Origin of the sequence: Pseudomonas kairouanensis (genome assembly GCF_004682055.1) — a bacterium.
Classification (GTDB): Bacteria; Pseudomonadota; Gammaproteobacteria; order Pseudomonadales; family Pseudomonadaceae; genus Aquipseudomonas; species Aquipseudomonas kairouanensis.
In genome coordinates this window covers 1-26,032 of the sequence record NZ_QUZU01000031.1, presented here as the reverse complement: position 1 = coordinate 26,032, position 26,032 = coordinate 1, and the positions used below count along the sequence as shown (strand labels likewise).

Annotated in this window: 28 protein-coding genes, 4 tRNA genes and 1 pseudogene; 20 read left to right on the top strand and 13 right to left on the bottom strand. The window is 59.7% G+C overall.

What is annotated here, in order from left to right; all coding sequences use genetic code 11:
• Positions 1-212: 212 nt before the first annotated feature.
• From accD to DYL59_RS21615, 10 genes are all read left to right on the top strand, one after another.
• Positions 213-1,133, top strand: coding sequence for an acetyl-CoA carboxylase, carboxyltransferase subunit beta (gene accD, locus DYL59_RS21660; RefSeq protein ID WP_135291003.1), 921 nt, complete (start codon positions 213-215; stop codon positions 1,131-1,133).
• The gene (folC, locus tag DYL59_RS21655; protein WP_135291002.1) at positions 1,130-2,437 is read left to right on the top strand and encodes a bifunctional tetrahydrofolate synthase/dihydrofolate synthase; all 1,308 of its coding nucleotides are present in this window, start codon (positions 1,130-1,132) and stop codon (positions 2,435-2,437) included. Before accD ends, folC begins: the two co-directional genes overlap by 4 nt.
• Complete coding sequence (locus DYL59_RS21650; RefSeq protein ID WP_135291001.1) at positions 2,421-3,074, top strand: SPOR domain-containing protein; 654 nt, start codon at positions 2,421-2,423, stop codon at positions 3,072-3,074. The genes folC and DYL59_RS21650 overlap by 17 nt, the downstream gene beginning before the upstream one ends.
• A gap of 257 nt (positions 3,075-3,331) precedes the next feature.
• Positions 3,332-3,889, top strand: coding sequence for a CvpA family protein (locus tag DYL59_RS21645; RefSeq protein WP_003192538.1), 558 nt, complete (start codon positions 3,332-3,334; stop codon positions 3,887-3,889).
• Between the two features lie 41 nt (positions 3,890-3,930).
• The gene (purF, locus tag DYL59_RS21640) at positions 3,931-5,436 is read left to right on the top strand and encodes an amidophosphoribosyltransferase (RefSeq protein WP_065904549.1); all 1,506 of its coding nucleotides are present in this window, start codon (positions 3,931-3,933) and stop codon (positions 5,434-5,436) included.
• 65 nt (positions 5,437-5,501) lie between these two features.
• Positions 5,502-6,713 (top strand): O-succinylhomoserine sulfhydrylase, encoded by a 1,212-nt coding sequence (locus DYL59_RS21635; protein WP_135291000.1) that lies wholly within the window; start codon positions 5,502-5,504, stop codon positions 6,711-6,713.
• 11 nt (positions 6,714-6,724) lie between these two features.
• Complete coding sequence (locus tag DYL59_RS21630) at positions 6,725-7,489, top strand: SDR family oxidoreductase (protein WP_135290999.1); 765 nt, start codon at positions 6,725-6,727, stop codon at positions 7,487-7,489.
• A 107-nt stretch (positions 7,490-7,596) separates the two neighbouring features.
• A tRNA-Val gene (locus DYL59_RS21625) sits at positions 7,597-7,672 on the top strand.
• A 55-nt stretch (positions 7,673-7,727) separates the two neighbouring features.
• Positions 7,728-7,804: transfer RNA gene (locus DYL59_RS21620), tRNA-Asp, on the top strand.
• Between the two features lie 106 nt (positions 7,805-7,910).
• Positions 7,911-7,987 (top strand) — tRNA-Asp (locus tag DYL59_RS21615).
• 236 nt (positions 7,988-8,223) lie between these two features.
• On the opposite strand, the gene DYL59_RS21610 is transcribed toward DYL59_RS21615, so the two are convergent.
• Positions 8,224-9,507, bottom strand: coding sequence for an NAD(P)/FAD-dependent oxidoreductase (locus tag DYL59_RS21610; RefSeq protein ID WP_135290998.1), 1,284 nt, complete (start codon positions 9,505-9,507; stop codon positions 8,224-8,226).
• 184 nt (positions 9,508-9,691) lie between these two features.
• Here DYL59_RS21610 and DYL59_RS21605 point away from each other — a divergent pair.
• Positions 9,692-9,768: transfer RNA gene (locus DYL59_RS21605), tRNA-Val, on the top strand.
• 159 nt (positions 9,769-9,927) lie between these two features.
• Entirely contained in the window at positions 9,928-10,380 is a 453-nt protein-coding gene (locus DYL59_RS21600) for a hypothetical protein (RefSeq protein ID WP_135290997.1), read from the top strand.
• Between the two features lie 25 nt (positions 10,381-10,405).
• Here the strand turns inward: DYL59_RS21600 and DYL59_RS21595 are convergent, their stop codons facing one another.
• Positions 10,406-11,833, bottom strand: a complete 1,428-nt coding sequence (locus DYL59_RS21595) for a DHA2 family efflux MFS transporter permease subunit (protein WP_135290996.1) — start codon at positions 11,831-11,833, stop codon at positions 10,406-10,408.
• A gap of 185 nt (positions 11,834-12,018) precedes the next feature.
• On the opposite strand from DYL59_RS21595, the gene DYL59_RS21590 reads away from it, so the two are divergent.
• Positions 12,019-12,648 carry a YajG family lipoprotein gene (locus tag DYL59_RS21590; RefSeq protein ID WP_193557572.1) on the top strand — a complete coding sequence of 210 codons (630 nt, stop codon included), beginning with the start codon at positions 12,019-12,021 and terminating at the stop codon, positions 12,646-12,648.
• 60 nt (positions 12,649-12,708) lie between these two features.
• Here the strand turns inward: DYL59_RS21590 and DYL59_RS21585 are convergent.
• Positions 12,709-13,062: pseudogene (locus DYL59_RS21585) on the bottom strand (hypothetical protein); the annotation flags it as partial.
• A gap of 239 nt (positions 13,063-13,301) precedes the next feature.
• On the opposite strand from DYL59_RS21585, the gene DYL59_RS21575 reads away from it, so the two are divergent.
• Genes DYL59_RS21575 through pcp form a run of 3 tightly spaced genes read left to right on the top strand, consistent with a single transcriptional unit; the run spans position 13,302 to position 15,614 of the window.
• A complete protein-coding gene (locus DYL59_RS21575; protein ID WP_135290994.1) occupies positions 13,302-14,018 on the top strand; it encodes a DUF969 domain-containing protein in 717 nt (238 codons plus the stop codon).
• A complete protein-coding gene (locus DYL59_RS21570; RefSeq protein WP_135290993.1) occupies positions 14,015-14,965 on the top strand; it encodes a DUF979 domain-containing protein in 951 nt (316 codons plus the stop codon). The genes DYL59_RS21575 and DYL59_RS21570 overlap by 4 nt, the downstream gene beginning before the upstream one ends.
• 7 nt (positions 14,966-14,972) lie before the next feature.
• Complete coding sequence (pcp, locus tag DYL59_RS21565) at positions 14,973-15,614, top strand: pyroglutamyl-peptidase I (RefSeq protein ID WP_135290992.1); 642 nt, start codon at positions 14,973-14,975, stop codon at positions 15,612-15,614.
• A 15-nt stretch (positions 15,615-15,629) separates the two neighbouring features.
• Here the strand turns inward: pcp and DYL59_RS21560 are convergent, their stop codons facing one another.
• From DYL59_RS21560 to DYL59_RS21540, 5 genes are all read right to left on the bottom strand, one after another.
• Entirely contained in the window at positions 15,630-15,947 is a 318-nt protein-coding gene (locus tag DYL59_RS21560; RefSeq protein WP_238340755.1) for a hypothetical protein, read from the bottom strand.
• 121 nt (positions 15,948-16,068) lie between these two features.
• Entirely contained in the window at positions 16,069-17,469 is a 1,401-nt protein-coding gene (locus DYL59_RS21555; RefSeq protein WP_135290991.1) for a heavy metal sensor histidine kinase, read from the bottom strand.
• Positions 17,466-18,137 carry a heavy metal response regulator transcription factor gene (locus tag DYL59_RS21550; RefSeq protein WP_135290990.1) on the bottom strand — a complete coding sequence of 224 codons (672 nt, stop codon included), beginning with the start codon at positions 18,135-18,137 and terminating at the stop codon, positions 17,466-17,468. The genes DYL59_RS21555 and DYL59_RS21550 overlap by 4 nt, the downstream gene beginning before the upstream one ends.
• A 41-nt stretch (positions 18,138-18,178) precedes the next feature.
• The gene (locus DYL59_RS21545; protein WP_135290989.1) at positions 18,179-18,430 is read right to left on the bottom strand and encodes a DUF2790 domain-containing protein; all 252 of its coding nucleotides are present in this window, start codon (positions 18,428-18,430) and stop codon (positions 18,179-18,181) included.
• A gap of 108 nt (positions 18,431-18,538) precedes the next feature.
• Positions 18,539-19,309 carry an alpha/beta fold hydrolase gene (locus DYL59_RS21540; RefSeq protein WP_135290988.1) on the bottom strand — a complete coding sequence of 257 codons (771 nt, stop codon included), beginning with the start codon at positions 19,307-19,309 and terminating at the stop codon, positions 18,539-18,541.
• 213 nt (positions 19,310-19,522) lie between these two features.
• Here DYL59_RS21540 and DYL59_RS21535 point away from each other — a divergent pair, with 213 nt between their 5' ends.
• Complete coding sequence (locus DYL59_RS21535; protein WP_135290987.1) at positions 19,523-20,194, top strand: HAD-IA family hydrolase; 672 nt, start codon at positions 19,523-19,525, stop codon at positions 20,192-20,194.
• Positions 20,195-20,219: 25 nt separating this feature from the next.
• Here DYL59_RS21535 and DYL59_RS21530 read toward each other — a convergent pair whose 3' ends face one another.
• Positions 20,220-20,474 (bottom strand): hypothetical protein, encoded by a 255-nt coding sequence (locus tag DYL59_RS21530; RefSeq protein ID WP_135290986.1) that lies wholly within the window; start codon positions 20,472-20,474, stop codon positions 20,220-20,222.
• A gap of 260 nt (positions 20,475-20,734) precedes the next feature.
• The gene (gene csrA, locus DYL59_RS21525; RefSeq protein WP_003192511.1) at positions 20,735-20,929 is read right to left on the bottom strand and encodes a carbon storage regulator CsrA; all 195 of its coding nucleotides are present in this window, start codon (positions 20,927-20,929) and stop codon (positions 20,735-20,737) included.
• A gap of 247 nt (positions 20,930-21,176) precedes the next feature.
• On the opposite strand from csrA, the gene DYL59_RS21520 reads away from it, so the two are divergent.
• On the top strand, positions 21,177-21,557 hold the full coding sequence (locus tag DYL59_RS21520; RefSeq protein ID WP_135290985.1) for an SPOR domain-containing protein: 381 nt from the start codon (positions 21,177-21,179) through the stop codon (positions 21,555-21,557).
• 31 nt (positions 21,558-21,588) lie between these two features.
• Here DYL59_RS21520 and DYL59_RS21515 read toward each other — a convergent pair whose 3' ends face one another.
• From DYL59_RS21515 to DYL59_RS21505, 3 genes are all read right to left on the bottom strand, one after another.
• The gene (locus DYL59_RS21515; protein ID WP_135290984.1) at positions 21,589-22,278 is read right to left on the bottom strand and encodes an endonuclease; all 690 of its coding nucleotides are present in this window, start codon (positions 22,276-22,278) and stop codon (positions 21,589-21,591) included.
• Positions 22,279-22,282: 4 nt separating this feature from the next.
• Positions 22,283-22,534 (bottom strand): DUF1654 domain-containing protein, encoded by a 252-nt coding sequence (locus DYL59_RS21510; RefSeq protein WP_135290983.1) that lies wholly within the window; start codon positions 22,532-22,534, stop codon positions 22,283-22,285.
• Between the two features lie 192 nt (positions 22,535-22,726).
• Positions 22,727-23,815 (bottom strand): asparaginase, encoded by a 1,089-nt coding sequence (locus DYL59_RS21505; protein ID WP_135290982.1) that lies wholly within the window; start codon positions 23,813-23,815, stop codon positions 22,727-22,729.
• Positions 23,816-24,310: 495 nt separating this feature from the next.
• Here DYL59_RS21505 and DYL59_RS21500 point away from each other — a divergent pair, with 495 nt between their 5' ends.
• Both DYL59_RS21500 and DYL59_RS21495 read left to right on the top strand, forming a co-directional pair.
• The gene (locus DYL59_RS21500; protein WP_135290981.1) at positions 24,311-25,267 is read left to right on the top strand and encodes a sugar ABC transporter substrate-binding protein; all 957 of its coding nucleotides are present in this window, start codon (positions 24,311-24,313) and stop codon (positions 25,265-25,267) included.
• Between the two features lie 57 nt (positions 25,268-25,324).
• A partial coding sequence (locus tag DYL59_RS21495; RefSeq protein WP_135290980.1) for an ATP-binding cassette domain-containing protein occupies positions 25,325-26,032 on the top strand: 708 nt, incomplete at its 3' end.

Sequence of the window (26,032 nt, the reverse complement as noted above, 5' to 3'; positions counted from 1 at the left end):
ACTGTGTAAAACAGCCCGGCGCCGCCTGTGGGTGGCCTGGAAATGAAGTAGCAACCTTGCGCTGGCAGGTTGTCTGGAAGGCTGAGGGCACATGCAGGAACAGGCCGGTCGAACGTCTGACCCCGTCCAGCATGCGCCATCGCCACATATGAATTTAGCTCAAGGGCATACGCGGGGCTGTGTTCAAGCCACCGGTACTGGAGAAAGAAAGCATGAGCAACTGGTTAGTAGACAAACTGATCCCTTCGATCATGCGTTCCGAGGTGAAAAAAAGCTCGGTTCCTGAAGGTCTGTGGCACAAGTGCCCATCCTGCGACGCGGTGCTGTACCGCCCGGAGCTGGAAAAGACCCTGGACGTTTGCCCCAAGTGCAACCACCACATGCGTATCGGCGCCCGCGCCCGCATCGACATCTTCCTCGACGCCGAAGGCCGCAGCGAGCTGGGTGCCGACCTGGAGCCCGTTGACCGTCTCAAATTCCGCGACAGCAAGAAATACAAGGACCGCCTGGTTGGTGCGCAAAAGCAGACCGGCGAGAAAGACGCGCTGATTTCCGTCAGCGGCAAGCTGCTGGGTATGCCGGTAGTGGTTTCGGCGTTCGAGTTTTCCTTCATGGGCGGCTCCATGGGTGCCATCGTCGGTGAGCGCTTCGTTCGCGCCGCCAACTATGCGCTGGAAAACCGTTGCCCGATGATCTGCTTCGCCGCCTCCGGTGGTGCGCGGATGCAGGAAGCCCTGATCTCCCTGATGCAAATGGCCAAGACCTCTGCGGTACTGGCGCGTCTGCGTGAGGAAGGCATCCCGTTCATTTCCGTACTGACCGACCCGGTCTACGGCGGCGTTTCCGCCAGCCTGGCGATGCTGGGTGACGTGATTGTCGGTGAGCCAAAAGCCCTGATCGGCTTTGCCGGCCCGCGCGTGATCGAGCAGACCGTGCGTGAAAAACTGCCCGAAGGCTTCCAGCGCAGCGAGTTCCTGCTGGAGCACGGCGCCATCGACCTGATCATCCCGCGCGGTGAATTGCGTCCACGCCTGGGTAACCTGCTGGCGCAAATGATGGGCCTGCCGACGCCTGTGTACGTCGCCCCTAAAGTCGAGCCGATTGTCGTGCCGCCGGTGCCTGCAAACCTATGACCCAACGTACCCTGGGCGAATGGCTCGCCTACCTGGAGCAGTTGCATCCTTCCGCCATCGACATGGGCCTGGAGCGCTCGCAGCAGGTAGCGGCCCGCCTCGGGTTGGGCCGCCCGGCACCGCGCGTGATCACGGTGACCGGCACCAACGGCAAAGGCTCTACCTGTGCCTTTGTCGCCGCGCTGCTGCAAGCCCAAGGGCTGAAGGTCGGTGTGTACAATTCCCCGCACCTGCTGCGTTACAACGAGCGGGTGCAACTCAATGGCGTCGAAGCCACTGACGAGCAGCTCTGCGAAGCCTTCGCCGCCCTTGATGCGGGGCGTGGCGAAACCTCCCTGACTTATTTTGAAATGGGCACCTTGGCGGCTTTTTGGCTGTTCGAGCGTGCGCAGTTGGATGTGGTCGTTCTGGAAGTGGGGCTGGGCGGGCGTCTGGACACCGTCAACGTGGTGGATGCCGACCTGGCGCTGGTGACCAGTATTGGCGTGGACCATGCTGATTACCTGGGTAACACCCGCGAATCGGTGGCCTTTGAAAAGGCTGGGATTTTCCGCCTGGGCAAGCCTGCGTTGTGCGGGGATATTGATCCGCCGTCAACCTTGCTCGACAAGGTGCGTGAACTGGGTTGCCCGTTCTTCTTGCGCGGCCGTGAATTCACTCTCGACATCGGTACCCAGCACTGGCAATGGCGCGGGCTCAATGCTCGTGGTGAGGGGGTGGAATTGCGCAACCTGCCACTGCTGAACCTGCCGATGGAAAACGCCGCGCTCGCGCTGCAGGCCTATTTGCTGCTGGATCTGCCGTGGGATGCCGAGCAGATCGTCGCAACCCTGCTGGCGACCCGGGTGGTTGGGCGCCTGGATCGACGCGCGTTCGACTGGCAGGGCAAGCGGCTGAACCTGTTGCTGGATGTGGGGCACAACCCCCATGCGGCCGAGTACCTGGCCCAGCGTCTGTCGCGCACGCCGCCGGTCGGTCGTCGTCTTGCGGTATTCGGTTTGCTGGCCGATAAGGACCTGGAAGGTGTGGTTGCACCCTTGTTGGGTAGCGTCCAGGCTTGGGCTGTGGCGCCGCTGGATTCGCCGCGCAGCCGTCCGGCCGCCGAGTTGGCAGTGACCTTGCAGAACCTTGGCGCGCCGGTGACGTCGTATGCAAGCGTCACGCAGGCCCTTGAGGCGCAGTGTGCAGTGGCCACGCCAGGCGACGAGATTCTGTTGTTCGGATCATTTTATTGTGTTGCCGAGGCGCTTGAGTGGTTGGCCCGGCGCTCCACGGAGGAAGCTGCACATGGCATTACTGGATAGCGCTTACAAGCAGCGAATGGTCGGAGCCCTGGTTCTGGTGGCGTTGGCGGTGATCTTTTTGCCGATGCTGTTTTCCCGTCAGGATGAAGAGCGTCAAGTAGTGGTCGAAGCGCCCGCCGCGCCACAGGCGCCGGCGGTGCCGCAGGTTCAGGTTCAGCCGGTGGTGGTGCCTGAGCCGCAGGCTTTGCCGGAGGAAGAGCCGGTGCCGAGCGATGATGAAGTGGCTGCTCAGCAGGCCCCTTCGATGCCGGTGCAGCCCAGCGTGCCAGTGGTCAAACCGGCGCCTGTTGTGGCTGCCAAGCCTGTTGCGCCAGCGCCAGCGCCCAAGCCGGTAGCGCCGCAGCCTGCCGCGCCGGGCAAGCCGGACGTGGGTCAGAGCCGCATCGACCCCAATGGCCTGCCGATCAGTTGGTCGATCCAGGTGGCCAGCCTCGGCAATCGTGAAGGTGCCGATGCCTTGCAGAAAAAGCTGCGTAGCCAGGGGTATAACGCCTACATCCGTAGCGCCGATGGCAAGAATCGGGTGTTTATTGGTCCGCTGATCGAGCGTGCCGAGGCGGATCGCCTGCGGGACTTGCTCGATCGCCAGCAGAACCTGAAGGGGTTCGTCACCCGGTTCCAGCCTGAGCGCGGCTGAATTCGTATCGATTCGAGTTTGAAATGCAGTCAAATGTGGGAGGGGGCTTGCCCCCGAAAGCGGTGGACCAGTCAGCACATGTATCGCTGAACTACCGCTATCGGGAGCAAGCCCCCTCCCACATTAGTTTTTCATAGGGGTTGAAATAGGGTTGATCGGTCACAAACTACTGATTTGCAAAGCAGCCGCAATCACTGCTTACCCATAGCCCGGCGCTCTGCTAAAATGCGCCGCCTTATCTGTCCGTAGGCTCGAACGTGCCATTTACCTGGGTTGATTGGGCGATTGTTGCAATCGTCGCCATCTCCGCTTTGATCAGTCTTAGCCGCGGCTTCGTCAAAGAAGCACTGTCGTTGCTGACCTGGATCATCGCAGGAGTCGTAGCCTGGATGTTCGGTGGTTCACTGTCGGTCTACCTGGCCGGATACATCGAGACACCTTCGGCTCGCGTCATCGCGGGCTGCGCCATCATGTTCATCGCCACGCTGCTGGTGGGGGCAATGGTCAATTATCTTATTGGCGAGTTGATACGTGTCACCGGCCTCTCCGGGACCGATCGATTTCTCGGCATGGCCTTCGGTGCCGCGCGTGGCGCGTTGCTGGTGGTCGTGGCGGTCGGGCTGTTGAGCCTGGGGCCAGTACAGCAGGATTCGTGGTGGCAGGAGTCTGTGCTCGTGCCAAAATTTCTATTGGTTGCAGATTGGTCCAAAAACCTCATTTTGGGGTGGAGCAGTCAGTGGCTGGCCAGCGGAATCAGCGTACCCGCTGATCTTCCGTTCAAGGAGCATCTCTTACCGGCCAAAACGCCTCAGTAAGTTGTGTTCAGTCAAGATTCATTAAGTAGGGGTTGCGTCGCATGTGTGGCATCGTCGGTATCGTCGGTAAGTCGAACGTCAATCAGGCGCTGTATGACGCGCTAACCGTCCTCCAGCACCGCGGCCAGGACGCTGCCGGTATTGTGACCAGCCACGACGGCCGGTTATTCCTGCGCAAGGACAATGGCCTGGTACGTGACGTGTTCCATCAGCGTCACATGCAGCGCCTGGTCGGGCACATGGGCATTGGCCATGTGCGTTACCCGACTGCCGGTAGCTCGACTTCGGCCGAAGCTCAACCGTTCTACGTCAACTCGCCTTACGGCATCACCTTGGCGCACAACGGTAACCTGACCAACGTTGAACAGCTGGCCAAGGAGATTTACGAATCTGACCTGCGCCACGTCAACACCAGTTCCGACTCGGAAGTGCTGCTCAACGTGTTCGCCCACGAGCTGGCCCAGCGCGGCAAGCTGCAGCCGACCGAAGAAGACGTGTTCGCGGCCGTCACCGACGTGCACAACCGTTGCGTGGGTGGTTATGCGGTAGTGGCCATGGTTACCGGTTATGGCATCGTCGGCTTCCGTGACCCCCACGGCATCCGCCCGATCGTATTCGGCCAGCGTCACACCGACGAAGGCGTCGAGTACATGATCGCCTCCGAAAGCGTGTCCCTGGACGTGCTGGGCTTCACCCTGATCCGCGACCTCGCGCCGGGCGAAGCGGTGTACATCACCGAAGACGGCAAGCTGCACACCCGCCAGTGCGCCGTGGCACCGAAACTCACCCCGTGCATCTTCGAACACGTCTACCTGGCGCGTCCGGATTCGATCATCGACGGTGTTTCGGTCTACAAGGCGCGTCTGCGCATGGGCGAGAAGCTGGCCGAGAAGATCCTGCGCGAGCGTCCCGAGCACGATATCGACGTAGTGATCCCGATTCCGGACACCAGCCGCACCGCGGCCCTGGAGCTGGCCAACCACTTGGGCGTCAAGTTCCGCGAAGGCTTCGTGAAAAACCGCTACATCGGCCGTACCTTCATCATGCCGGGCCAGGCTGCGCGCAAGAAGTCGGTACGCCAGAAGCTCAACGCCATCGAGCTGGAGTTTCGCGGCAAGAACGTGATGCTGGTGGACGACTCCATCGTGCGTGGCACCACCTGCAAGCAGATCATCCAGATGGCCCGTGAAGCCGGTGCGAAGAACGTGTACTTCTGTTCCGCAGCGCCAGCCGTGCGTTACCCGAATGTGTACGGCATCGACATGCCAAGCGCTCACGAGCTGATCGCCCACAACCGTACCACCCAGGATGTGGCCGACCTGATCGGTGCTGACTGGCTGATCTACCAGGACTTGCCAGACCTGATCGAGGCGGTTGGTGGTGGCAAGATCAAGATCGACCAGTTCGACTGCGCCGTATTTGATGGCAAGTACGTGACCGGTGACGTCGATGAGGCCTACCTGAACAAGATCGAGCAGGCGCGCAACGACTCGTCGAAGATCAAGACCCAGGCGGTCAGCGCGATCATCGATCTGTATAACAACTGAGTAGACACCGGCCCTGAGGGGCCGGTTTTGTATCTTAAATAAAGAATTGAGTAAGGAGAGGCAGCATGAGTCAGGAATGGGATGCCGGTCGTTTGGACAGCGACCTCGATGGCGTAGCTTTCGATACCCTGGCTGTGCGCGCTGGCCAGCACCGTACACCGGAAGCCGAGCACGGTGAGCCGATGTTCTTTACCTCCAGCTACGTGTTCCGTACCGCCGCTGATGCGGCTGCGCGCTTTGCTGGCGAAGTGCCGGGCAACGTGTACTCGCGTTATACCAACCCCACCGTACGCGCGTTCGAGGAGCGTCTGGCGGCGCTGGAAGGGGCTGAGCAGGCGGTGGCCACGGCGACCGGCATGGCGGCGATCCTGGCAGTGGTGATGAGCCTGTGCAGCGCTGGTGACCACGTACTGGTGTCGCGCAGCGTGTTTGGTTCGACCATCAGCCTGTTCGAGAAGTACTTCAAGCGCTTCGGCATTGAAGTGGACTACGTGCCGCTGGCGGATCTTTCGGGTTGGGATGCGGCCATCAAGGCCAATACCAAGCTGCTGTTCGTCGAGTCGCCGTCCAACCCGCTGGCCGAGTTGGTGGATATCGCTGCGCTGTCCGAAGTGGCGCATGCCAAGGGTGCGATGCTGGTGGTTGATAACTGCTTCTGTACGCCTGCCTTGCAGCAGCCGTTGAAGTTGGGTGCGGACATTGTCGTGCACTCGGCCACCAAGTTCATCGACGGCCAGGGCCGTTGCATGGGCGGCGTCGTTGCCGGTCGCAGCGAGCAGATGAAAGAGATCGTCGGCTTCCTGCGCACCGCGGGCCCGACCTTGAGCCCGTTCAATGCGTGGATCTTCCTCAAGGGCCTGGAAACCCTCAACCTGCGGATGAAGGCCCACTGCGCCAACGCTCAAGCGTTGGCCGAGTGGCTGGAGCAGCAGGACGGTATCGAGAAGGTGCACTACGCCGGCCTCAAGAGCCATCCGCAGCACGAGTTGGCCCAGCGCCAGCAGCGTGGTTTTGGGGCGGTGGTGAGCTTTGAGGTGAAGGGGGGCAAAGACGGCGCCTGGCGCTTTATCGATGCCACCCGGCTGATTTCCATCACCGCCAACCTGGGTGACAGCAAGACCACTATTACCCATCCGAGCACCACCTCCCATGGGCGCCTGGCACCGCAGGAGCGTGAAGCTGCCGGTATTCGTGACAGCCTGATCCGCATCGCGGTGGGCCTGGAAGATGTGGCCGACTTGCAGGCTGACCTGGCTCGCGGGCTGGCGGCTTTGTGATCGAGTGGTCCATGGAGGCTGCGACGGCCACTAACGGGCGGGTTGCCTTGGTGACGGGGGCGGCTCGGGGCATTGGCCTGGGGATTGCTGCCTGGCTGATCAGTGAGGGGTGGCAGGTAGTGTTGACCGACCTGGACCGCGAGCGCGGTTCCAAGGTGTCCAAGGTGCTGGGCGAGAATGCCTGGTTCATCAGCATGGACGTGGCCGACGAGAAGCAGGTTGCCCAGGGCGTTGCCGAGGTGCTGGGGCAATTTGGTCGCCTGGATGCGCTGGTGTGCAATGCGGCAGTGGCCGAACCGCATAACATCACGCTGGAAAGCCTGGATCTGGCCTACTGGAACCGGGTGTTGGCCGTGAACCTCAGTGGGCCGATGCTGTTGGCCAAGCACTGTGCGCCGTACCTGCGTGCCCACGGCGGCGCCATCGTCAACCTGGCGTCGACCCGGGCCCGCCAGTCGGAGCCCGATACCGAGGCCTATGCGGCGAGCAAGGGTGGGCTGCTGGCCCTGACTCATGCGCTGGCCATGAGCCTTGGGCCTGAGGTGCGGGTCAATGCCGTAAGCCCTGGCTGGATCGATGCGCGTGATCCGGCGGTGCGCCGTGCCGAGCCTTTGACCGATGCCGATCATGCCCAGCATCCGGCGGGCAGGGTGGGTACCGTTGAGGATGTGGCAGCGATGGTTGCGTGGTTGCTGTCGCGCCAGGCCGGGTTTGTCACCGGGCAGGAGTTTGTGGTGGATGGTGGCATGAGCAAGAAGATGATTTACAGCGAGTAGGGCGCATGGCCGTCTTGAAGTAATTTTGTCTTTTTTAGAAAAACTTCAAGCAGGCTATTGACTTAGGTTCGTTACCTGCGTAAATTTCGCGGCCTCAACGAAGCAAAGGGTGATTAGCTCAGCTGGGAGAGCATCTGCCTTACAAGCAGAGGGTCGGCGGTTCGATCCCGTCATCACCCACCACTTCTTGAGAGTTTTGCCCTAGGGCAAGACGCAACGTTAAAGGTTGCACCGACGCGCAGCGGTAGTTCAGTCGGTTAGAATACCGGCCTGTCACGCCGGGGGTCGCGGGTTCGAGTCCCGTCCGCTGCGCCATTATTTTCCAGGCCTGACTCGTCAGGTTTGAGATTGACCAGCCAAGGCTGATCGATCAGATGTTTAAAGGCGGTTGGGCGTTTACGCTCAACTGGTCAAGCGATACGCAGCGGTAGTTCAGTCGGTTAGAATACCGGCCTGTCACGCCGGGGGTCGCGGGTTCGAGTCCCGTCCGCTGCGCCATATCTGCCTCAAGGCCCACTGAACGCCTTGAAGCACAAAGAAAGCCGCTGGCTACTTTGATCCGATAGCAAAGACCCTGGTCGAAAGACCGGGGTTTTTTGTGTCTGCGATTTGTCTTCGGGTGTTGGTGGGCCAGTGTGGGAGCGGGCTTGCGCGCGAATACGGTAGGTCAGGCATGAAATCGGTGACTGACACACTGCATTCGCGAGCAAGCCCGCTCCCACAATGGTTTGGGGTCAGAACCCCAGCTTATCCCGTAGCCCGTAATACCAGGCCCCCAGCGCCGCGAACGGTGTGCGTAATAGTTGCCCGCCCGGGAACGGGTAGTGCGGCAGGTCGGCAAACGCATCAAAACGCTCTGCCTGGCCTCTGAGCGCCTCCGCCAGAACTTTGCCCGCCAGGTGTGTGTACGTCACGCCATGGCCACTGCAACCCTGTGAGTAATAGATGTTGTCGCCCAGCCGTCCTACTTGCGGCAAGCGCGAGAGGGTCAAAAGGAAATTACCGGTCCAGGCATAGTCGATCTTCACGTCCTTGAGTTGCGGGAAGGCCTTGAGCATCTTCGGTCGGATGATCGCTTCGATATTCGCCGGGTCGCGCGCACCGTACACCACGCCGCCGCCGAAGATCAGGCGCTTGTCGCTGGTGAGGCGGTAGTAGTCCAGCAGGTAGTTACAGTCTTCGACGCAGTAATCCTGCGGCAACAGGGTCTTGGCCAACTCATCACCCAAGGGGGCGGTGGTGATCACTTGAGTGCCGCAGGGCATCGACTTGGCCGCCAGCTCCGGTACCAGGTTGCCCAGGTAGGCGTTGCCCGCAACAATAATGAATTTGGCCCTGACCTTGCCCTCGGCGGTATGCACCACCGGGTTGGCAGCGCGCTCAATGCGCATCGCTGCTGATTGTTCGTAGATCGTGCCACCGAGGGATTCCACCGCAGCGGCTTCACCCAGTGCCAGGTTGAGCGGGTGGATATGCCCGCCGCTCATGTCCAGCAGGCCGCCGACATAGTTGTCACAGGCCACCACTTCGCGGATGCGACGTTCATCCAGCAGTTCAAGCTGCGTGTGGCCATAGCGCTCCCACAGGCGCTTCTGTGATTCCAGGTGGCCCATGTGCTTGCTGTTGAGGGCGGCGAACACGCCACCGTTCTTCAAGTCGCACTGAATCTGATACTTGGCTACCCGCTCGCGAATGATCTTGCCGCCTTCAAATGCCATCTCGCCCAACAACTGCGCTTGCTTGGGCCCGACACTGCGCTCGATTACATCAATGTCACGGCTGTAGCTGTTGACGATCTGCCCGCCATTACGGCCCGACGCGCCAAAACCCACTTTAGCGGCTTCCAGGACGGTGACGCGAAAACCGTTTTCCAGCAGGAACAGCGCGCTGGAAAGGCCGGTGTAGCCGGCACCAATCACGCACACGTCGGTTTCGACCTCGCCTTGGAGGGCTGGACGAGGCGGCACTGCATTCGCAGAAGCGGCGTAATACGACTGGGGGTAGGGGGTGTTCGCCATCCTGGAACCTCTGTTTTATATTTTTTACGAGTGCCCCGATCCTACCTGAGTTGAAAATTGCCTGCCAGCCACCCGAAAATCACGGCTGTGCCCTGCACAAATAAAAAATTCGCATATTCATAGGGTTAGCTGCAAAAAAGATGTTGACACCCCTCCGGAATTCCGTAGAATGCCGCCTCACAGCAGGCACGTAGCTCAGTTGGTTAGAGCACCACCTTGACATGGTGGGGGTCGTTGGTTCGAGTCCAATCGCGCCTACCAAACAAAATCCGCTCTGCTGGGCGGTCTAGAAGGGCTCACCGAAAGGTGGGCCCTTTTTTGTTGTCTCGGGTTTTTCCAGCAGAAATCACAATGCCTTCCTAAAGTATTCGTCCGTCAAGCCGATGTGGTGAGTAACACTCCCGTTATTGGACATCTGGCATGCAAGTCAACATTAACGCACCCGTCCCCGTCGCTAGCACTTCCAGTGTTGTCAGCCCGGCTGATGCCGCCACCGTCGACGATACCAAGGGCACGAGCGGTTCGAGCAGCACCAGCGGTGCGACCGTCGATGCTAAAGCCGGTGCGAAAGGTGCTGGCGGCGTAGGCGGCAGCAGTGAGCCTTCATCCAGCTCGTCTGAGACCGATGCGGTCAAAGAGTTGAAGAAGCAGATCGAGAAGTTGCAAAAACAGCTTCAGCAACAGCAGCAGGCCTTGCAAGAAGTGCAATCGAGCAGTCAGAACGAAGACGCGAAAGTGGCGGCCGTCGCGGCCGCTCAAACGCAGATTGCAGCCACCACTGCGGCGTTGCAGACAGCCACTGCTGCTCTGCTGCAAGCGCTCACCCAATCGGGCGGCAGTACTTCGGGTTCAATGGTCAGCACCACCGCTTGATCGGCTGGCCGGTGTGTTGATGGGCTCAGCCGCGCTTCAACACACTTTCACCCGCGCCCGCCGGTAGTCGATACACATCCACCAGGGCCAATATTCCCAGCAATGCCACCCCGATAAACGCCACGCGAAAATCCCCGACATGGGCCTGGGTTTCATGCCCCTGCACGGTCATGGAGGCTCGCAGCAATAGCGCCGCCACCGTCACGCCCATGCCCATTGCAAGTTGGAACGACATGCTGAACAGCGCCGACGCCTCGCTCATGCGTGCCTTGGGCACGTCAGCAAAGCCAATGGAGTTGTAGGCAGTAAACTGCATCGAGCGTGACAGCCCGCCTATGAACAACACCGTTGCAATCACTGCGAGCGGCGTTTGCGCTGTGAAAAATGCGCAGGCCGCAATCGACACCACGCCGATCACCCCATTCACCAGCAGTACCTGGCGAAACCCGTAGCGCTGCATGATGGCCGTGGTAAACGGCTTCATCGCCAGGTTGCCAGCAAATACCGCGAGCACCAGCAAGCCGGCATCCACCGGGGACAAGCCAAACGCGACCTGGAACAACAACGGCAACAGAAATGGCAGTGCGCTGATGGCCAGGCGAAACAGCGAGCCACCGTAGATGCTGACGCGGAAGGTGTTGATGGACAGGGTTTGCAGCGGCAGCAGCGGATCGGTGTAACGGCGGCAATGCTGCACGGCCCATACCGCAAGCAGCAAGCCCACCGCGACCAGGCCCAGGCCCGGGGCGAGCATTTCGCCGGTCTGGCTGCCCAGCCATTCCAGCCCGCCCAGCAGCGCCACGCAGGCACTTGCCAGCAGGACAAAACCCTTGGCGTCGAAGTTGCGCACGCTCGGCTCACGGCCTTCCGGTACCAGCCACAGGGCGGCGATAAGCGCCAGGGCGCCGAGCGGCAGGTTCACATAGAAGATCCATGGCCATGATGCATGGGTCACGATCAAACCGCCGGCCAATGGCCCCAGGATCGGTGCCACCAGGCCTGGCCAGGTAATGATCGCGATCATCTTAACCAAGTCTTTTTTGTCGGTATTGCGCAACACTGCCAGGCGTCCTACGGGCACCATCAGCGCGCCACCGATGCCTTGCAGGATGCGGGCAAAGACGAACATCTCAAGGCTCTGGCTGAGGCCGCAGAGCAGTGAGGCCAGAGTGAATACGATGATTGCGCCGGCGAATACCCGGCGTGCGCCAAATCGGTCGGCCACCCAACTGGACAGTGGGATGAAGATCGCCACGGCAAGGATGTAGGCGGTGATACCGATGTTCATGTCGACCGGGGTGACCCCGAATGCGCTGGCCATGGTCGGCAGTGCCGTGGCAATGACGGTGGCGTCGAGGTTTTCCATGAAGAAGGTCACCGCGACCACCAGTGCAATCAGGCGGGTTTGCACGCTCAGGGTGTTATCTGGAATAGGTGTGGCGGGAGAGGTCACCGGTGCTGCCCCTTGATCAGTGAAGGTCGCTGGGGCTTGACGATACCGGGTCCGGGCATGAGCGCACACTCACTGACGCGCGTTTTTGTGAAATAAGTGGTTGATGTCCATCTGCCATCATTTATGTACAATCACCATCGATCGATGTCCGGTCGGGCCAATGAAGGCGATAGGGAGTGGTGGTGATGAGTATTCGGTTAGCGGTGGGGATTGCGGCTTTGACGATGCTGGCGGGATGCGCCACCAGTCGGTCGGAAGTGGATGTGAATGTTGCGCCGCTGAGTGCCAACCAGGCTGTTGCCCCAAGTAACGGCAAGAAGGTGCTGATTAGCACCGTGGATGAGCGCGTTTTCCAGATTGACCCGCGCAGCCCCGATACCCCATCACTCAAAAATGACGAAGTCACGGACAAGTCGATCACCGAGCGCGCCATTGCCCGCAAACGCAACGGCTATGGCAAAGGGCTGGGCGATGTGTTGCTGCCTTCTGGGCGTACTGTTTCGCAACTGGTGAATGAGTCGGTGGCGGCGGCTTACAAGCAGGCGGGCTATCAAGTGGTGACCGACCCGAGTGCGCCGGATGCGGCTGCAGTGAAGGTGCATATCGTCGAGTTCTGGTCGTGGTTCACGCCGGGTTTCTTCTCGGTAGATGTGAGCAACAAATCCCACCTGCGTATCGAAACCCCAGGTGCGACAGCGCTGAATGTGGTGACCCGCAAGAACGAAAGCATGCAGGCGGTGACGGAAGGCGATTGGAAGAAAATCACCGAGGCAGGTTTGCAGGAAGTCTCGCGGGAGACGCTCAAGCAGCTCTGATACACGCTTGGCAGGTCAGGGCCGACCCGATGGTTGGCCCTTTTTTGTGCGCGTTGAAAACTATTTGGCCTTGGCGCTCTTGATATCGCTGATCATCTGCCTGGCGATGGCCTGCACTTGTTTTTGCGTCATCGCTGACGCAACACCTTCCCAGGCCGATGAGGAGGTGTCGTACGTGCGCGAGCCGATGGGCGCACCGGATTTCAGATCGGAGTAATCGGCGCGGGAGAATACCCAGGCGTTACCCACCAGTGCACCACCGACGTACCGTGACCCAGGTTCGATGTAGCGGAATTTGCTCACGTTGACGCTGATGCCAACGCCGTCTTCACCGCTGGGCACCACTGTCGCGCTTTCGGTGACATTGAAACCGGCTTGGCGGGCTTCGACTTGCAGTGCGTGATTCCCTCGGCGCTGTCCACAGCTTGTTACGCGGGGTGTCCAATCGCCCACAAAATTTATTGGTTCGCAGCAACAATTTTTCTTGTTGGACACCTCCCGCCCCAGGCAGCAAAGTTGCCGCCACTGACGCTCGACCTTCCGGGTCAACAATAAAAAACCGAGCCGACTGCACGCCCCATCCTTGCTGTGAACCCTTTGTTCACATCCTGCTGTAATGGCGCCGCAGCGCGCATTTTAAGGACCTCACCGTCATGCAGACTGTTGTGAATTTATGGCCGTTGATCGGCGTACTTGTCATCGTGGTTGGCTTTTTCTTGCGCTTCAACCCGCTACTGGTGGTCACTGCCGCCGCTATCGCCACGGGCCTTGCTGCCCATTTTCCGTTGGAAAAAATCCTCGCCACCATGGGGGAAGGTTTCCTTCAGACCCGTGCCCTGCAATTGATCCTGTTATTGCCCCTGGCGGTCATCGGCCTGCTGGAGCGCCATGGGCTGCGCCTGCATGCGCAGAACTGGATTGCGCGCTTCGAGCGCGCCACGGTTGGGCGCTTGTTGATCATTTATCTGTTTGTGCGCGAGTCCACGGCGGCCATGGGGTTGACCAGCCTGGGCGGGCACCCGCAAATGGTGCGTCCGCTGCTGGCGCCGATGGCCGAAGGCGCGGCGGAAAAACGCTATGGGAAACTGCCGGACAAAGTGCGTCACAAGGTGTTGGCCATGTGTGCCGCGACCGACAACGTCGGGCTGTTTTTTGGTGAGGATATTTTCGTGGCCTTTGGCGCAATTGCGTTGATGCACACGTTCCTGCTGGGGTCAGGGATCGATGTCGAGCCGCTGCATATTGCCGTGTGGGGCATTCCCACTGCGATCTGTGCGTTTATCGTGCATGGGATACGGCTTCATCGCTTCGACCGAAAGCTCACCCGTGAACTGACACCTGCCGCCACGCCCGTGGAGGCCGCGCAATGATCATTTCCATTCAATACCTCTACTGGCTGGCAGGCGTCCTGCTGCTGATTACCGCCGGCATGATCCTGCTCGATCGCACCCACCCCAAGCGCTGGTCCAGTGCACTGTTTTGGCTGCTGTTTGCTATCCCGTTCCTGGTGGGTGAGCGCCTTGCGCCGGTGGTTATCGGTGTCGGCGTGGTGGTGATGGCACTGATCGCCGGCATGGGGGGAGTGGGGCGTGGCCAGCACGCCGAACTGCATGTCAAGGCGTCCCGCGCCAGTGCTGGCCGCCTGGGCCACAAGCTATTCATTCCGGCATTGGCCATTCCGCTGACGACGGTGATCGGCTCGGTCTTGCTCAAGCACACAGAGATCGGCGGCGTGCCGTTGCTGGACCCTAAAAACACCACCTTCGTCTCGCTGGGCATCGGCTGCCTGATTGCCCTCGCCCTGGCGTGCTGGTTGACCCGTGATACGCCGGTACAAGCCCTGCGCGAATCCCGACGCCTCACCGAAGCCCTCGGTTGGGCCATGGTGCTGCCACAGATGCTGGCGATGCTCGGGTTGCTGTTCAATGAAGCGGGTGTAGGCACGGCAGTCGCCCATGTGACGACCACGTACATCAACCTGGATTTCAAGTTGGTGGCAGTGATGGTCTATGTGCTGGGCATGGCCTTGTTCACGGTAATCATGGGTAATGGCTTTGCTGCGTTCCCGGTGATGACCGGCGGGGTTGGCGTGCCGGTGCTGGTGGGGATCTATGGCGGCAACCCGGCGGTAATGGCGGCTATCGGCATGTTTTCCGGTTATTGCGGTACCTTGATGACCCCGATGGCGGCCAACTTCAACATCGTGCCGGCGGCATTGCTGGAGCTGCCGGACAAGAATGCTGTCATCAAGGCCCAGCTGCCCACCGCGTTGATGATGCTGGTGGTAAATATTGTGCTGCTTTACCTGCTGATGTGAGGCCAGGATGCAAATCGTGCTGCTGACAGGGTTCGAGCCCTTTGATCAGGATGGAGTGAACCCCTCCTGGGAAGCCGTGCGCCAGTTGGACGGCGTCCAGTTGGGTGCTGATGTACAGATTGTGGCTCGCCGGCTGCCCTGCGCGTTTGCCACGGCGGGTCAATGCCTGACGCAGTTGATCAATGAGTTGCGCCCGGCGATGGTCATCGCCACGGGCCTTGGCCCTGGGCGTAGTGATATTTCCATCGAGCGGGTGGCAATCAACGTCAACGATGCTCGCATCCCCGATAACCTGGGGGAGCAACCTGTCGACACACCGGTGGTGGAGGCAGGCCCGGCGGCCTACTTCAGCACGCTGCCGATCAAGGCGATGGTCAATGCTGTGCGCGAGGCGGGTATTGGTGCGTCGGTTTCACAAACGGCTGGCACGTTTGTGTGCAACCAGGTGTTCTATCTGTTGCAGCATGCTTTGTTTGGGACGGTCGTGCGCAGTGGATTTATTCATGTGCCTTGGCTGCCTGAGCAAGTGGCTGATTCGAGCAGGCCTTCGATGGCATTGGACAGGATGGTAGAGGGCTTGCTGAAGGCTGTGCTGACAGCCTGGCAAACCCCCGTAGATGTGACGCAAACCGGCGGCCAGGTCAGTTGATCTTCCCGCCAGGCCCTAGGTAGCGAACAGGCGGGTGAGCCCGAAGGTAATGGCACAGGCCAGGCCGGTCATTGCGAACGCGGTGGCAACATACCACTTGATCAGGTTCAGTTCCGTGGTCGCCAGGTCGGCCTTGGTGGCGAAGTGTTTTTCAATGGCATCTGTCTTGTTCGAAACGGCAAATAGCTTCTCTTTCATTTCCGCTAGCCTCTTCTCCAGTAAGCCTAGGCGTTTCTCCATGCCTGAGCCGCCGTCATTACCGCCACCGTTTCCACCTTGAACCGGGATGTTCTGCGCGTTGGTCTGGCTAAATAGATACTGTTTCTTCTCCAAAGCATGCCACCTGTTTCAAATACTGTGAGATTGCATATGGGAAGCAAGAGTAGTGGGTGTTTTGGCCAAGCGTGACAGGCAAACTTTTGCAAAATACCACCGGGTGTCTGGCGCGTACTGTTCAGTCTTCTCGCCGTGGGAAGAACAATTCAAAGCACGTCACTCCCGCTTCACTGCTGACGTCGTAGTGCCCGTTATGCAGTTGCATGATCGTCGCCACAATCGACAGGCCCAGCCCATTGGATTGGGCTGAGCGTTCGCGCGATTCATCCACCCGGTAAAACCGCTCGAACAACCTGGGTAGATGCTCAGGGCCAATCGTTTCGCCCTGGTTGCTGACCCGCAGGTTGATGCCCTCGGCATTTGGCAAGGCACGGATCACCAGTTCGGTACCTGGCGCGCCATACTTGATGGCGTTGGCGCACAGGTTGGCCAGCGCCCGGCGCAGTAGCATCGGCTCGGCCCAGATCACGCCTTCGCCCTCGGCATGGATACTGATTTGCACATCGCTGGCCAAGCCTTCGAAGTAGTCGGCGATGCGCTCCACTTCATCGGCAGCGCTTAGTTCCTGACGCTGGTTTAACGCGCTGGCAGGGTCAGTGCGGGCCAGGAACAGCATGTTGTCGAGCATCCGCGCCAGGCGTTCAAGCTCTTCGACATTGGACGCCAACAGTTGCTGATAACCTTCGATGCTGCGGCTCTGTTGCAGCGCCACCTGAGTTTCACCCAGCAGGTTATTGATCGGTGTGCGCAGTTCGTGAGCCATGTCGGTGGACACCTGGCCCAATTGCACGAAGCCCTTGGCCAGGCGTTCGAGCATGGTGTTGAAGGCGTCAATCATCGGCAACAGTTCCTTTGGCGCGCCCTGGCTGTCGAGGCGTTCGCTGAGGTTACTTACCCCGATCCCTTGGGCATGCCGGGCCAGCCGTCGCAACGGCAGCAGGCCACGATGCACCAGCAGGTAACCCACCAGCGCCAGGATGAGCGCGGCGATACTTGCCAGGATATAAACGCTCAACCGATAGCTGGCGAGCACAGCGGTGCGCTCGGTCATCAGGCGCCCCGTGGTGACTTGCAGGCTGCCCAGGTCGCCGGAGTCGATGGACGCCGCCACGGTGGCATACGGTACGCCATTCACGCCAGGAAAGTGGTGTACGTCGCCAAGGCCCAGCGCGTGGTTTTTCGGCACGGCAGGTACGGAAGGCACGTCGATATTGCCCGGGTTCACCAACAACAGCGGTTTTTGCCCAGGCGCGGAGATGCTCAGCACGGATTCGCGGTTGCCCAGCATGTTCTGGAACAGCTCGGGTTTGGTCTTGATCAGGTCCAGGGTATTGCTGTCGTTGAGCAGGTTGCGCAGTTGATCCACGCGAGAGATCAGTGCGGCGTCGTCACGCCTCACCAGTTCACGCTCCAGTTCGCGGTACAGTGCCACACCCAAGGTGGCCAGCAATGCAAAGGCGAGCAGGGCGAAGATCAGCGCCAGGCGCAGGGTCAGGGAGTGATGTCGACCGGTGCTCATGGCTGGGTATCGAAGCGGTAGCCGATGCCGCGCACGCTGTGGATCAGCTTGAGTTGGAATGGGTCGTCGACCTTCAGACGCAGGCGCCGCACGGCCACATCGACCACGTTGGTGTCGCTGTCGAAGTTCATGTCCCATACCCGGGAGGCGATCAGCGAGCGGGACAGCACCTGGTCCTGGTGGGTCGCGAACAGATGCAGCAGGGCGAACTCCTTGTTGGTCAGGGTGATGCGCGTGCCGGCACGGGTGACGCGGCGCTTCAACACATCAATGTGCAGATCGGCGATCTGCAACTGCTCTTCTTCGCGGCTCGGACCACGGCGAGTAAGGGTACGAAGGCGCGCCACCAGTTCGGCGAAAGAGAAGGGTTTGATCAGGTAATCGTCGGCGCCCAGTTCCAGGCCCTTGATGCGGTCAGCAATATCGTCGCGGGCCGTCAGGAAAAGTACCGGGGTGTCAGCTTCCTTGCGCAGGCGGCGCAGCACTTCCCAGCCGTCCATCTTGGGCATCATCACATCCAGCACGATCACATCGAACGGGGTCTCCAGCGCCTGGTGCAAGCCGTCCACGCCATCGCGGGCGAGGCTGACGGAGTAGCCCAACTCTTGCAGGCCGTTGAGCAGGTAATTGCCTGCCTTGGGTTCGTCTTCGACGACAAGAATGTTCATGGAGGATGCCCTGTCTCTAGTGGTGCGCAAGTGTAGTCCGATCAGTTGTCGCTGGGGCAGCCCATGCCTTGTACCTGGTAATCCAGCACATGTTCGCGGCCCTGGTGGTCCAGGTAGTCGAGCCGCGCGGGGACGACGCCGCATTGGCCGTAGGTGTCGGTGCTCGACAGTACCTTGTCCACGTCCAGGTGCACAAAAAAGCCGGTCTTGTCGTGGATCACGGCGGGGACATCGGCTGCATATACAGAGCCGGTGGCAAGCAAGGCGGTGAAGCCGAACATAAACAGTTTCATGGCGATCTCTCTTAAAAAGGGGCTGCCAGGTCGTGGCAGTGGGTTCACAGTAACCAGGCGACCCAAACAGCCCGCCAACAGGACGATGACAAGTTTGTAATGAAGGGCTTACGGCTGGCGGCCGGACGCTTCGAGGATCAGGTCGGTGATTTCCTTAGCGTGGGACACCAGCGACAAGTGGCTCGACGGCAGTTCGAGGGTGGAGGCGTTCATACGCTTGGCGAGGAAGCGCTCCAGGTCGGGGCTGATGGTCTGGTCGTTCGCCGACACCGCGTACCACGACGGCTTGGTGTGCCAGGCGGCGTTCACGGTGCGGCCACTGAACAGTGTCTTGGTGATCGGCTGCTGCACGGCATACAACTCCATGGCCTTGGCCCGTGGCACGTCGGCGGCGAAGTAGTTGAGGAAGGCGTCCTGGTTCAGGGTGAGGTAACCGTCGTGATCCTCCACGCCTGAACGTACGGGCATGGTCGGGTACTTGGCAGAAAGCGCGACGAAGTCTTCGTTGGCGTCTGGTGCACGGGCGGCGACGTACACCAGGGCGCTGACTTTCGGATTGACCCCGGCGTCGCTGACGACGGTACCGGCGTAGGAATGGCCGACCAGTACGGTAGGGCCGTCCTGTTGGGCCAGCACGCGGTTGGTGGCGGCCACATCGTCGGCTACCGATGTCAGTGGGTTTTGCACGGCGGTGACGTGGAGGCCAGCCGCCTGCAGGCGGCTGATCACCTCGGACCAGCTTGAGCCGTCGGCCCAGGACCCGTGCACCAGCACCACGTTGTTGGCTTTGACCGATGCCACTGTGCCGGCCATGGCGGTGCCGGTGCCCAGCATCAGCAGGCTGGCGGCGATCAGGCAGAGTTTGCTTACAGGCTTCATCAGGCGGACCCTTGTTCATGAGTGGGAAGTGACGTCAGCCGGTGTGGCTGACTGACGACTCCACTGTATGAAACGAGGGGGCTCGGAAGACTGACCGCTTGATTACAACTCTGTAATGCACGCGTGGCGCGCGGGTGGCGTTTACAACGTGCACAGTGATCCGTAGATTGCACCGGGCCCATTATTTGTTACAGCCCGCGAGGAAGCCACGCCGTGTCCATCCCTGGTTCAGCCGTATTTGCCCATCGTTATCGCGCCTTCCTGTTTGACATGGACGGCACTCTGCTCAATTCCATTGCCGCCGCCGAGCGGGTGTGGGGCATCTGGGCTGAACGCCATGGCCTGGATGTTCCGGCGTTCCTGGCAACCATCCACGGCGCACGCGCCATCGACACGATTACCCGCCAGGCGCTGCCCGGCGTCGATCCTGAAGTCGAGGCGCAGTGGATTACCGAGGCGGAGATCAATGATGTCGAAGGCGTGGTGGCCATCGCTGGCGCTGTCGCGTTTTTGAACAGTGTGCCGGGGGATCAATGGGCGTTGGTCACCTCCGCTCCCAGGGAACTGGCGTTGCGTAGGCTGAACGCGGCAGGCATCGCGCCACCAGCGGTCATGGTCACGGCCGAAGACGTCGCCATCGGCAAACCCAACCCAGCCTGTTATGTGCTCGGTGCCCAGCGTCTGGGTGTGCCGGTGCAGGAGTGTTTGGTGTTCGAAGACGCGATAGTGGGTATTCGCGCGGCAGAGGCGGCGGGGGCGGATGTAATGGTGGTGAGTTCCACGCATCATGCGCCGATGGTGACGGAGCATCCTTTGACCGATGGGTATGAACGCTTGCGAGTGCAGCGTGATGCCGAGGGCTTGCTGTACGTATTGAGCGTTTGAGTGGATGTGAAAAAGGCCGAGTCTGTTATTGGTCTCGGCCTTTTCGAATGCCTTGACGTGAAAGCACCATTTCCCTGAGCAGTTCATTGGCCAGCCGAGCAATGGCCTCGGCGCCTCGATAGTGCGCCCGCACTATTCCGGTAATTGCAAAATGGTCGGTTTCCGGGCCGCTGAGCACGGCCGAAAGCGTGCCGTCGGTGTGCAGCGTGCAGGTGATGTTGTAGCTGGGCAGGCGAGCCGCAAGGGCGGATTCGATTTCGGATTTACTCAGGGTGTCCATCTGCTTCTGCGCCTTTGGGTAACCGTGCACGTCAAAGCATAGGCAGTGTAGCGTCCCTGTAAACACCAGTGATCAGATCGAGAGATTGGCCGGTCAGAGACCTTGGGGTGTTAATAGGGTGACGAGTTTGATGCGTGAACCATGCTCTCTGTTTGCGCGAAGTCCAAGGCGTTGTGCCGGCGCCAGAACAGGAGCCGTTCGAAGGGGTTTTCGCCAGCCGTTACAGTGAACGAAAGGGCTGGCTACTGAGGCGTTTCATGTCAAGGCGTCTGGTTTTTATCCGGAGCAGTCAGGCCGGCCTGGATGCGCTGGTAAATCTCTTCGCGGTGCACGGCGACATCCTTGGGTGCATTGATGCCGATTCGTACTTGCTGGCCGCTGACGCCCAGGATGGTGATCGTGATGTCATCACCGATGTTTATGCTTTCACCAACTTTACGGGTGAGTATAAGCATGGACTTCTCCTTGATTACTTTTAAGGACACATGTTTCAGGCAGGGCAGATGTCGTGTGTGTATAGCTTACTGCTAAGCGCTTCCCTGTGACTGCCTCTTTTAGGACGCATAGAGGCGACATTAATTCCCATGGCGGCATCATACAGGTCTGCGATACATGATTCGCATTGTTTAAGCCGATGTTTATGACGGCCAGAATAGACAGTGAATGATAAAGTCGCCTCTTTATCCTCAAAGGAGCAAGGCAGTGCGTAAAGTAGCGATGGCAATTGCGGTGTTGGCGTTGGCCGGTTGCGGTGAAGGTGAACGCGTCGATGCCCCCAAGGCCAAGCCTGCCGTGACCGAAAGCCAGCCCCAAACCGGCGCAATCGCCGCCCAGGAGTGGGACCTGCGGGTCGGCCCGCCGGACCATAAACTGCAGGCGATCACCGACCTGACAGCCTGGTTGCTGGAGCATGGTTTTAATTTTTATATCGTGAAAGTCGAGGGCAAGGACGAAGTGCTGCTGGGCCCATTCGCCACCAAGGCGCAGGCCGAGGCCAAGCAGACGCTGCTGGCCGAGAAACTTGCCCGCGCGAAGAAAACCGACACAGTCTCCGAGATCATCGAACACAAGGCTGCGCAGTAACGGGATGGCTGGGCGGAAGGTCCGCCCACGTTCAACCGCAGGCCTTGAGGTTCACCGGGCCGACAAACTCATTGCCACGCCCCATCACGCATGCCACGGTCTGGTTGCGTTGGCGCTCCCAGGTCTGGACGGGGTAGGTCTTGTTCCAGGCTTCGTAGAGCTGGCGATCCTGTTTCGACAGGCGCAGGCCGTATTGCTTGCTCATGTAGAAATAGGTTCGGGCGATCATCCCTCGAACGGAGGGGCGCGGCATGACCTTCTTGGCCTTGAAGTCCACCTGGGTCAGGCAGGATCCGTACTGACCGTTTTGCACTGGCAGCCAACCAAAACTGAAGTTGTTGCGGTCGCCGTTGACCTCACCGATGCTCGGCACCAGATTGTGCAGGTCGGCTTCGGCGCGTTTGAACACCTCATCATTGCGCGTGCAGTTTTTGCGCCCTCCGTTTTGCCAGCACTGACGCTGATGCCCGATCTGCCACGCCGGCACGATGTGCTCCCACTCGATTCGTGCCGCCCGACTGGCGTTTTTGCGCGGGATGTAGCCGCAGGCTTTCAGGTCAACCCGGTTACCGGTGTACTTGCAGCCACAATAAAACTCGGTGGATTGTGGCGCGTAGAGCTTCCAGGCCACTTTCTTGGCTTCGCTGAAGGTTCGCGGCGCCTGGGCGTGGGCGGTGACGGCAAAAAACAGGCAGCACACAGCAATAAAACGGGCACTCATTGAATCAGTCTTCCTTTGGTACAACCCAGAAAATCTGTACGCCGCCGTCGTCCCGATAGGCGAGGGTGACGTTGTCGTTCTCCGCGATTTCCTCCAGCAAGCGCTGCCATTCATCCTCTGGCTCATCCGGCAAGCGGAAGATCAAGGCTGCCTTGGCTTTTTGGGCGTTGGTCGAATTGATGATCTTTTGCACGCGAATGGCCATGCGTGCATAGGCATCAGGTGGTGTTGGCGCTGCGGAAGAGGACTTTGCCACAAGGAATTCCTTAATTTGCTGTACGTGCATACAGTATTTAAGTGTAAGCAATTTCGCAACTGCTTAAAATTCAAGAGGTTCGTCTGATAGCGATGCGGGTGGGGTTGCGTAGGACGGGCGTATTTTTTAGCGGAGGTTTTTGCGCAGTGGCAGGGGCGAGAACATCCGCCCCTGCCGGGGTAGCACTGGGGATCAATATTCCCAGAAAATACGCTGCAGCTCTTTGCTGTCCTGGGTCTTGGTCAGGGCGACCATCGCCAGAATGCGTGCTTTCTGTGGGTTCAGGTCAAGGGCAGCGACCCAGTCGTACTTGTCATCAGGCTGTTCGGCGTTACGCAGCACCATACCGCCGGCATTGACGTGGGAAGAGCGGATGATCTGCACGCCTTGCTTGCGAAGCTCCACCAGTGCCGGTACGACTTTTGACGACACCGAGCCATTGCCGGTGCCCGCGTGGATGATGGCTTTTGCGCCAGCCTGGGCCAGGGCTTTGTAAGCGGTGTCGCTTACGTTGCCATAGCCGTAGGCGATTTCAACATCGGGCAGGCTCTTGATGTTCTTGATGTCGAACTCAGAGTCAGTGGTGTGACGCTTGGCCGGCAGGCGGAACCAGTAGGATTTGCCTTCGACCACCATGCCCAGCGGGCCCCACGGGCTCTTGAAGGCCTCGGTCTTGATGTTGATCATCTTGCTGACATCACGGCCCGACTGGATCTCATCGTTCATGGTTACCAGCACGCCCTTGCCGCGCGCATCTTTGCTGCCGGCCACGGCCACGGCGTTGTACAGGTTGAGCATGCCGTCCGCCGACATGGCAGTGCCAGGGCGCATGGAGCCGACCACGACGATAGGCTTGTCGGTTTTTTCCACCAGGTTGAGGAAGTAGGCCGTTTCTTCCAGGGTGTCGGTACCGTGGGTGATCACGATGCCGTCCACGTCCTTGCTGTCGGCCAGTTCGGCGACGCGACGGCCCAGTTGCAGCAGGTTGTCGTTGTTGATGCTTTCGGACGCAATTTGCATCACTTGCTCGCCGCGCACTTTGGCGATCTGGCTAAGCTCAGGAACACCGGCGATCAATTGCTCAATGCCAACCTTGGCCGCCTGGTACGTGGCACTGTTGGCCGCGCTGGCACCAGCGCCGGCAATGGTGCCGCCGGTGGCAAGGATCACCACGTTGGACAGTTTGGTCTTGGTTTCAGCTTCCTTTGCCTGGACGGCAACAGGGAGCAGCAGCAGAAGGGCTAACGCGCCCGGAACAAAGTTCTTCAGTGCAGATGTCATTATTTTTCTCTCTGGTTTTTGATGAGTGCTGTAGCAGGTTCATCTAGAACACCCGGGCGGTTCTGAATGCCACGAGGTGCTGGGGTAGAGCAGGATTTGTACCAAGCGCACCGGTTTGCGGTTTATAAAATAACTATATGTTTTATAAGGTGGTTTTCGTTTTTATAGCGCGGGAGTTGAATGTTGGAAATCCGGCTTTCCGAACATCTTGCGATATTGCGTTCGGTTGTCCGAAAAGGCCCTCACGCGTGTCAGGCAGCGGCTCGGCAATATCATCCTGGGTTGTCGTCTTACAGAACGGCCAGGAGGGGACGGCGATGTTTAACGATTCCTTTTGCGGCGCGCCAGGGCAGGGGTTAGAGGGGTTGCATGAAACTGCGTTTTCTACCGTTGACAAATCTCGACAAGGTTCTCATAGTTTGGTGTAACGCAAACGTTTGCGAGATGTTTCGTGGCAAGCGTTGCTTACAATAATCATAAGATCGGAGTACACCCATGAAGCTGCCATTCGCTGGACGTCTTCTTGCTGTCGCTGTGCTTGCTGCCGCATCCGCCGCTTTACCTCTCTCTTCTGCATTCGCTGACGACGCCGCCAAGCCCAAGGTCGGCCTGGTGATGAAATCCCTTGCCAACGAATTCTTCGTGACCATGCAAGACGGCGCCAAGGACTATCAAAAAGCCCACGCCGCCGACTTCGACATGATCACCAACGGCATCAAGAACGAAACCGATACCAGTGCCCAGATCGACATCGTCAAGCAGATGATCCTGTCCAAGGTCAATGCCATCGTCATCGCGCCGGCTGACTCCAAGGCGCTGGTAAAAGTACTGGAAGATGCGTCTAAAGCCAGGATCAAGATCGTCAACATCGACAATCGCCTGGACCCGGATGTACTTAAAGGCAAAAACCTCGATATCCCCTTCGTAGGCCCCGACAACCGTAAAGGCGCCAAGCTGGTGGGCGACTACCTGGCCAAGCAGTTGGCTGCGGGTGACAAGGTCGGCATCATCGAAGGCGTGCCGACCACGACCAACGCCCAGCAGCGCACGGCTGGCTTCAAGGATGCGATGGATGCCGCCGGCATGAAGATCGTCTCCACCCAGTCCGGCAATTGGGAAATTGACGAGGGGCGCAAGGTGGCTTCGGCCATGCTGAGCGAATACCCGGACCTCAAGGCCCTGCTGGCCGGTAACGACAACATGGCGCTGGGCGCGGTCTCTGCCGTACGTGCTGCCGGCAAGTCCGGCAAGGTGCTGGTGGTTGGCTACGACAATATCGAAGCGATCAAGCCGATGTTGCAGGACGGCCGAGTACTCGCCACTGCCGACCAAGCTGCCAAGGATCAAGCCGTATTCGGTATCCAGAACGCGCTCAAGCTGGTCAAGGGTGAAAAGGTCGAGGCCAAAGACGGTGTAATCGAGACCCCGGTCGAACTCGTTCTCAAGAAGTAATCCTGGCAGTACCCAACAGCGCCCGCTCGTCCTGAGCGGGCGCCTGGAGATTTTCCTATGTCATCTTCCGCCCCGAACGCTGTCCTCTCGGTCAGCGGTATCGGCAAGACCTATGCCCAACCGGTTCTGTCCGACATCACGCTGTCGCTCAATCGCGGCGAAGTGCTGGCGCTGACCGGTGAAAACGGCGCCGGTAAAAGTACCTTGTCGAAGATTATCGGCGGGCTGGTCACACCGACCACCGGGCACATGCAATTCAACGGTCAGGATTACCGCCCTGGCAGCCGTACCCAGGCTGAAGAGCTGGGTGTGCGCATGGTCATGCAGGAACTCAACCTGCTGCCGACGCTGACCGTGGCCGAAAACCTGTTCCTGGACAACCTGCCCAGCCACTGCGGCTGGATCAGCCGCAAGCAACTACGCAAAGCCGCCATTGAAGCCATGGCCCAGGTGGGCCTGGACGCCATCGACCCGGACACCCTGGTGGGCAGCCTGGGTATCGGCCACCAGCAAATGGTCGAGATTGCCCGCAATTTGATCGGCGACTGTCATGTGCTGATCCTCGACGAACCCACGGCCATGTTGACGGCCCGTGAAGTCGAAATGCTGTTTGAACAAATCACCCGTCTGCAGGCCCGGGGCGTGGCGATCATTTATATTTCGCACCGGCTCGAAGAGCTCGCCCGTGTCGCCCAGCGCATTGCGGTACTGCGTGACGGCAAGCTGGTGTGCGTCGAGCCAATGGCCAACTACAACAGCGAGCAG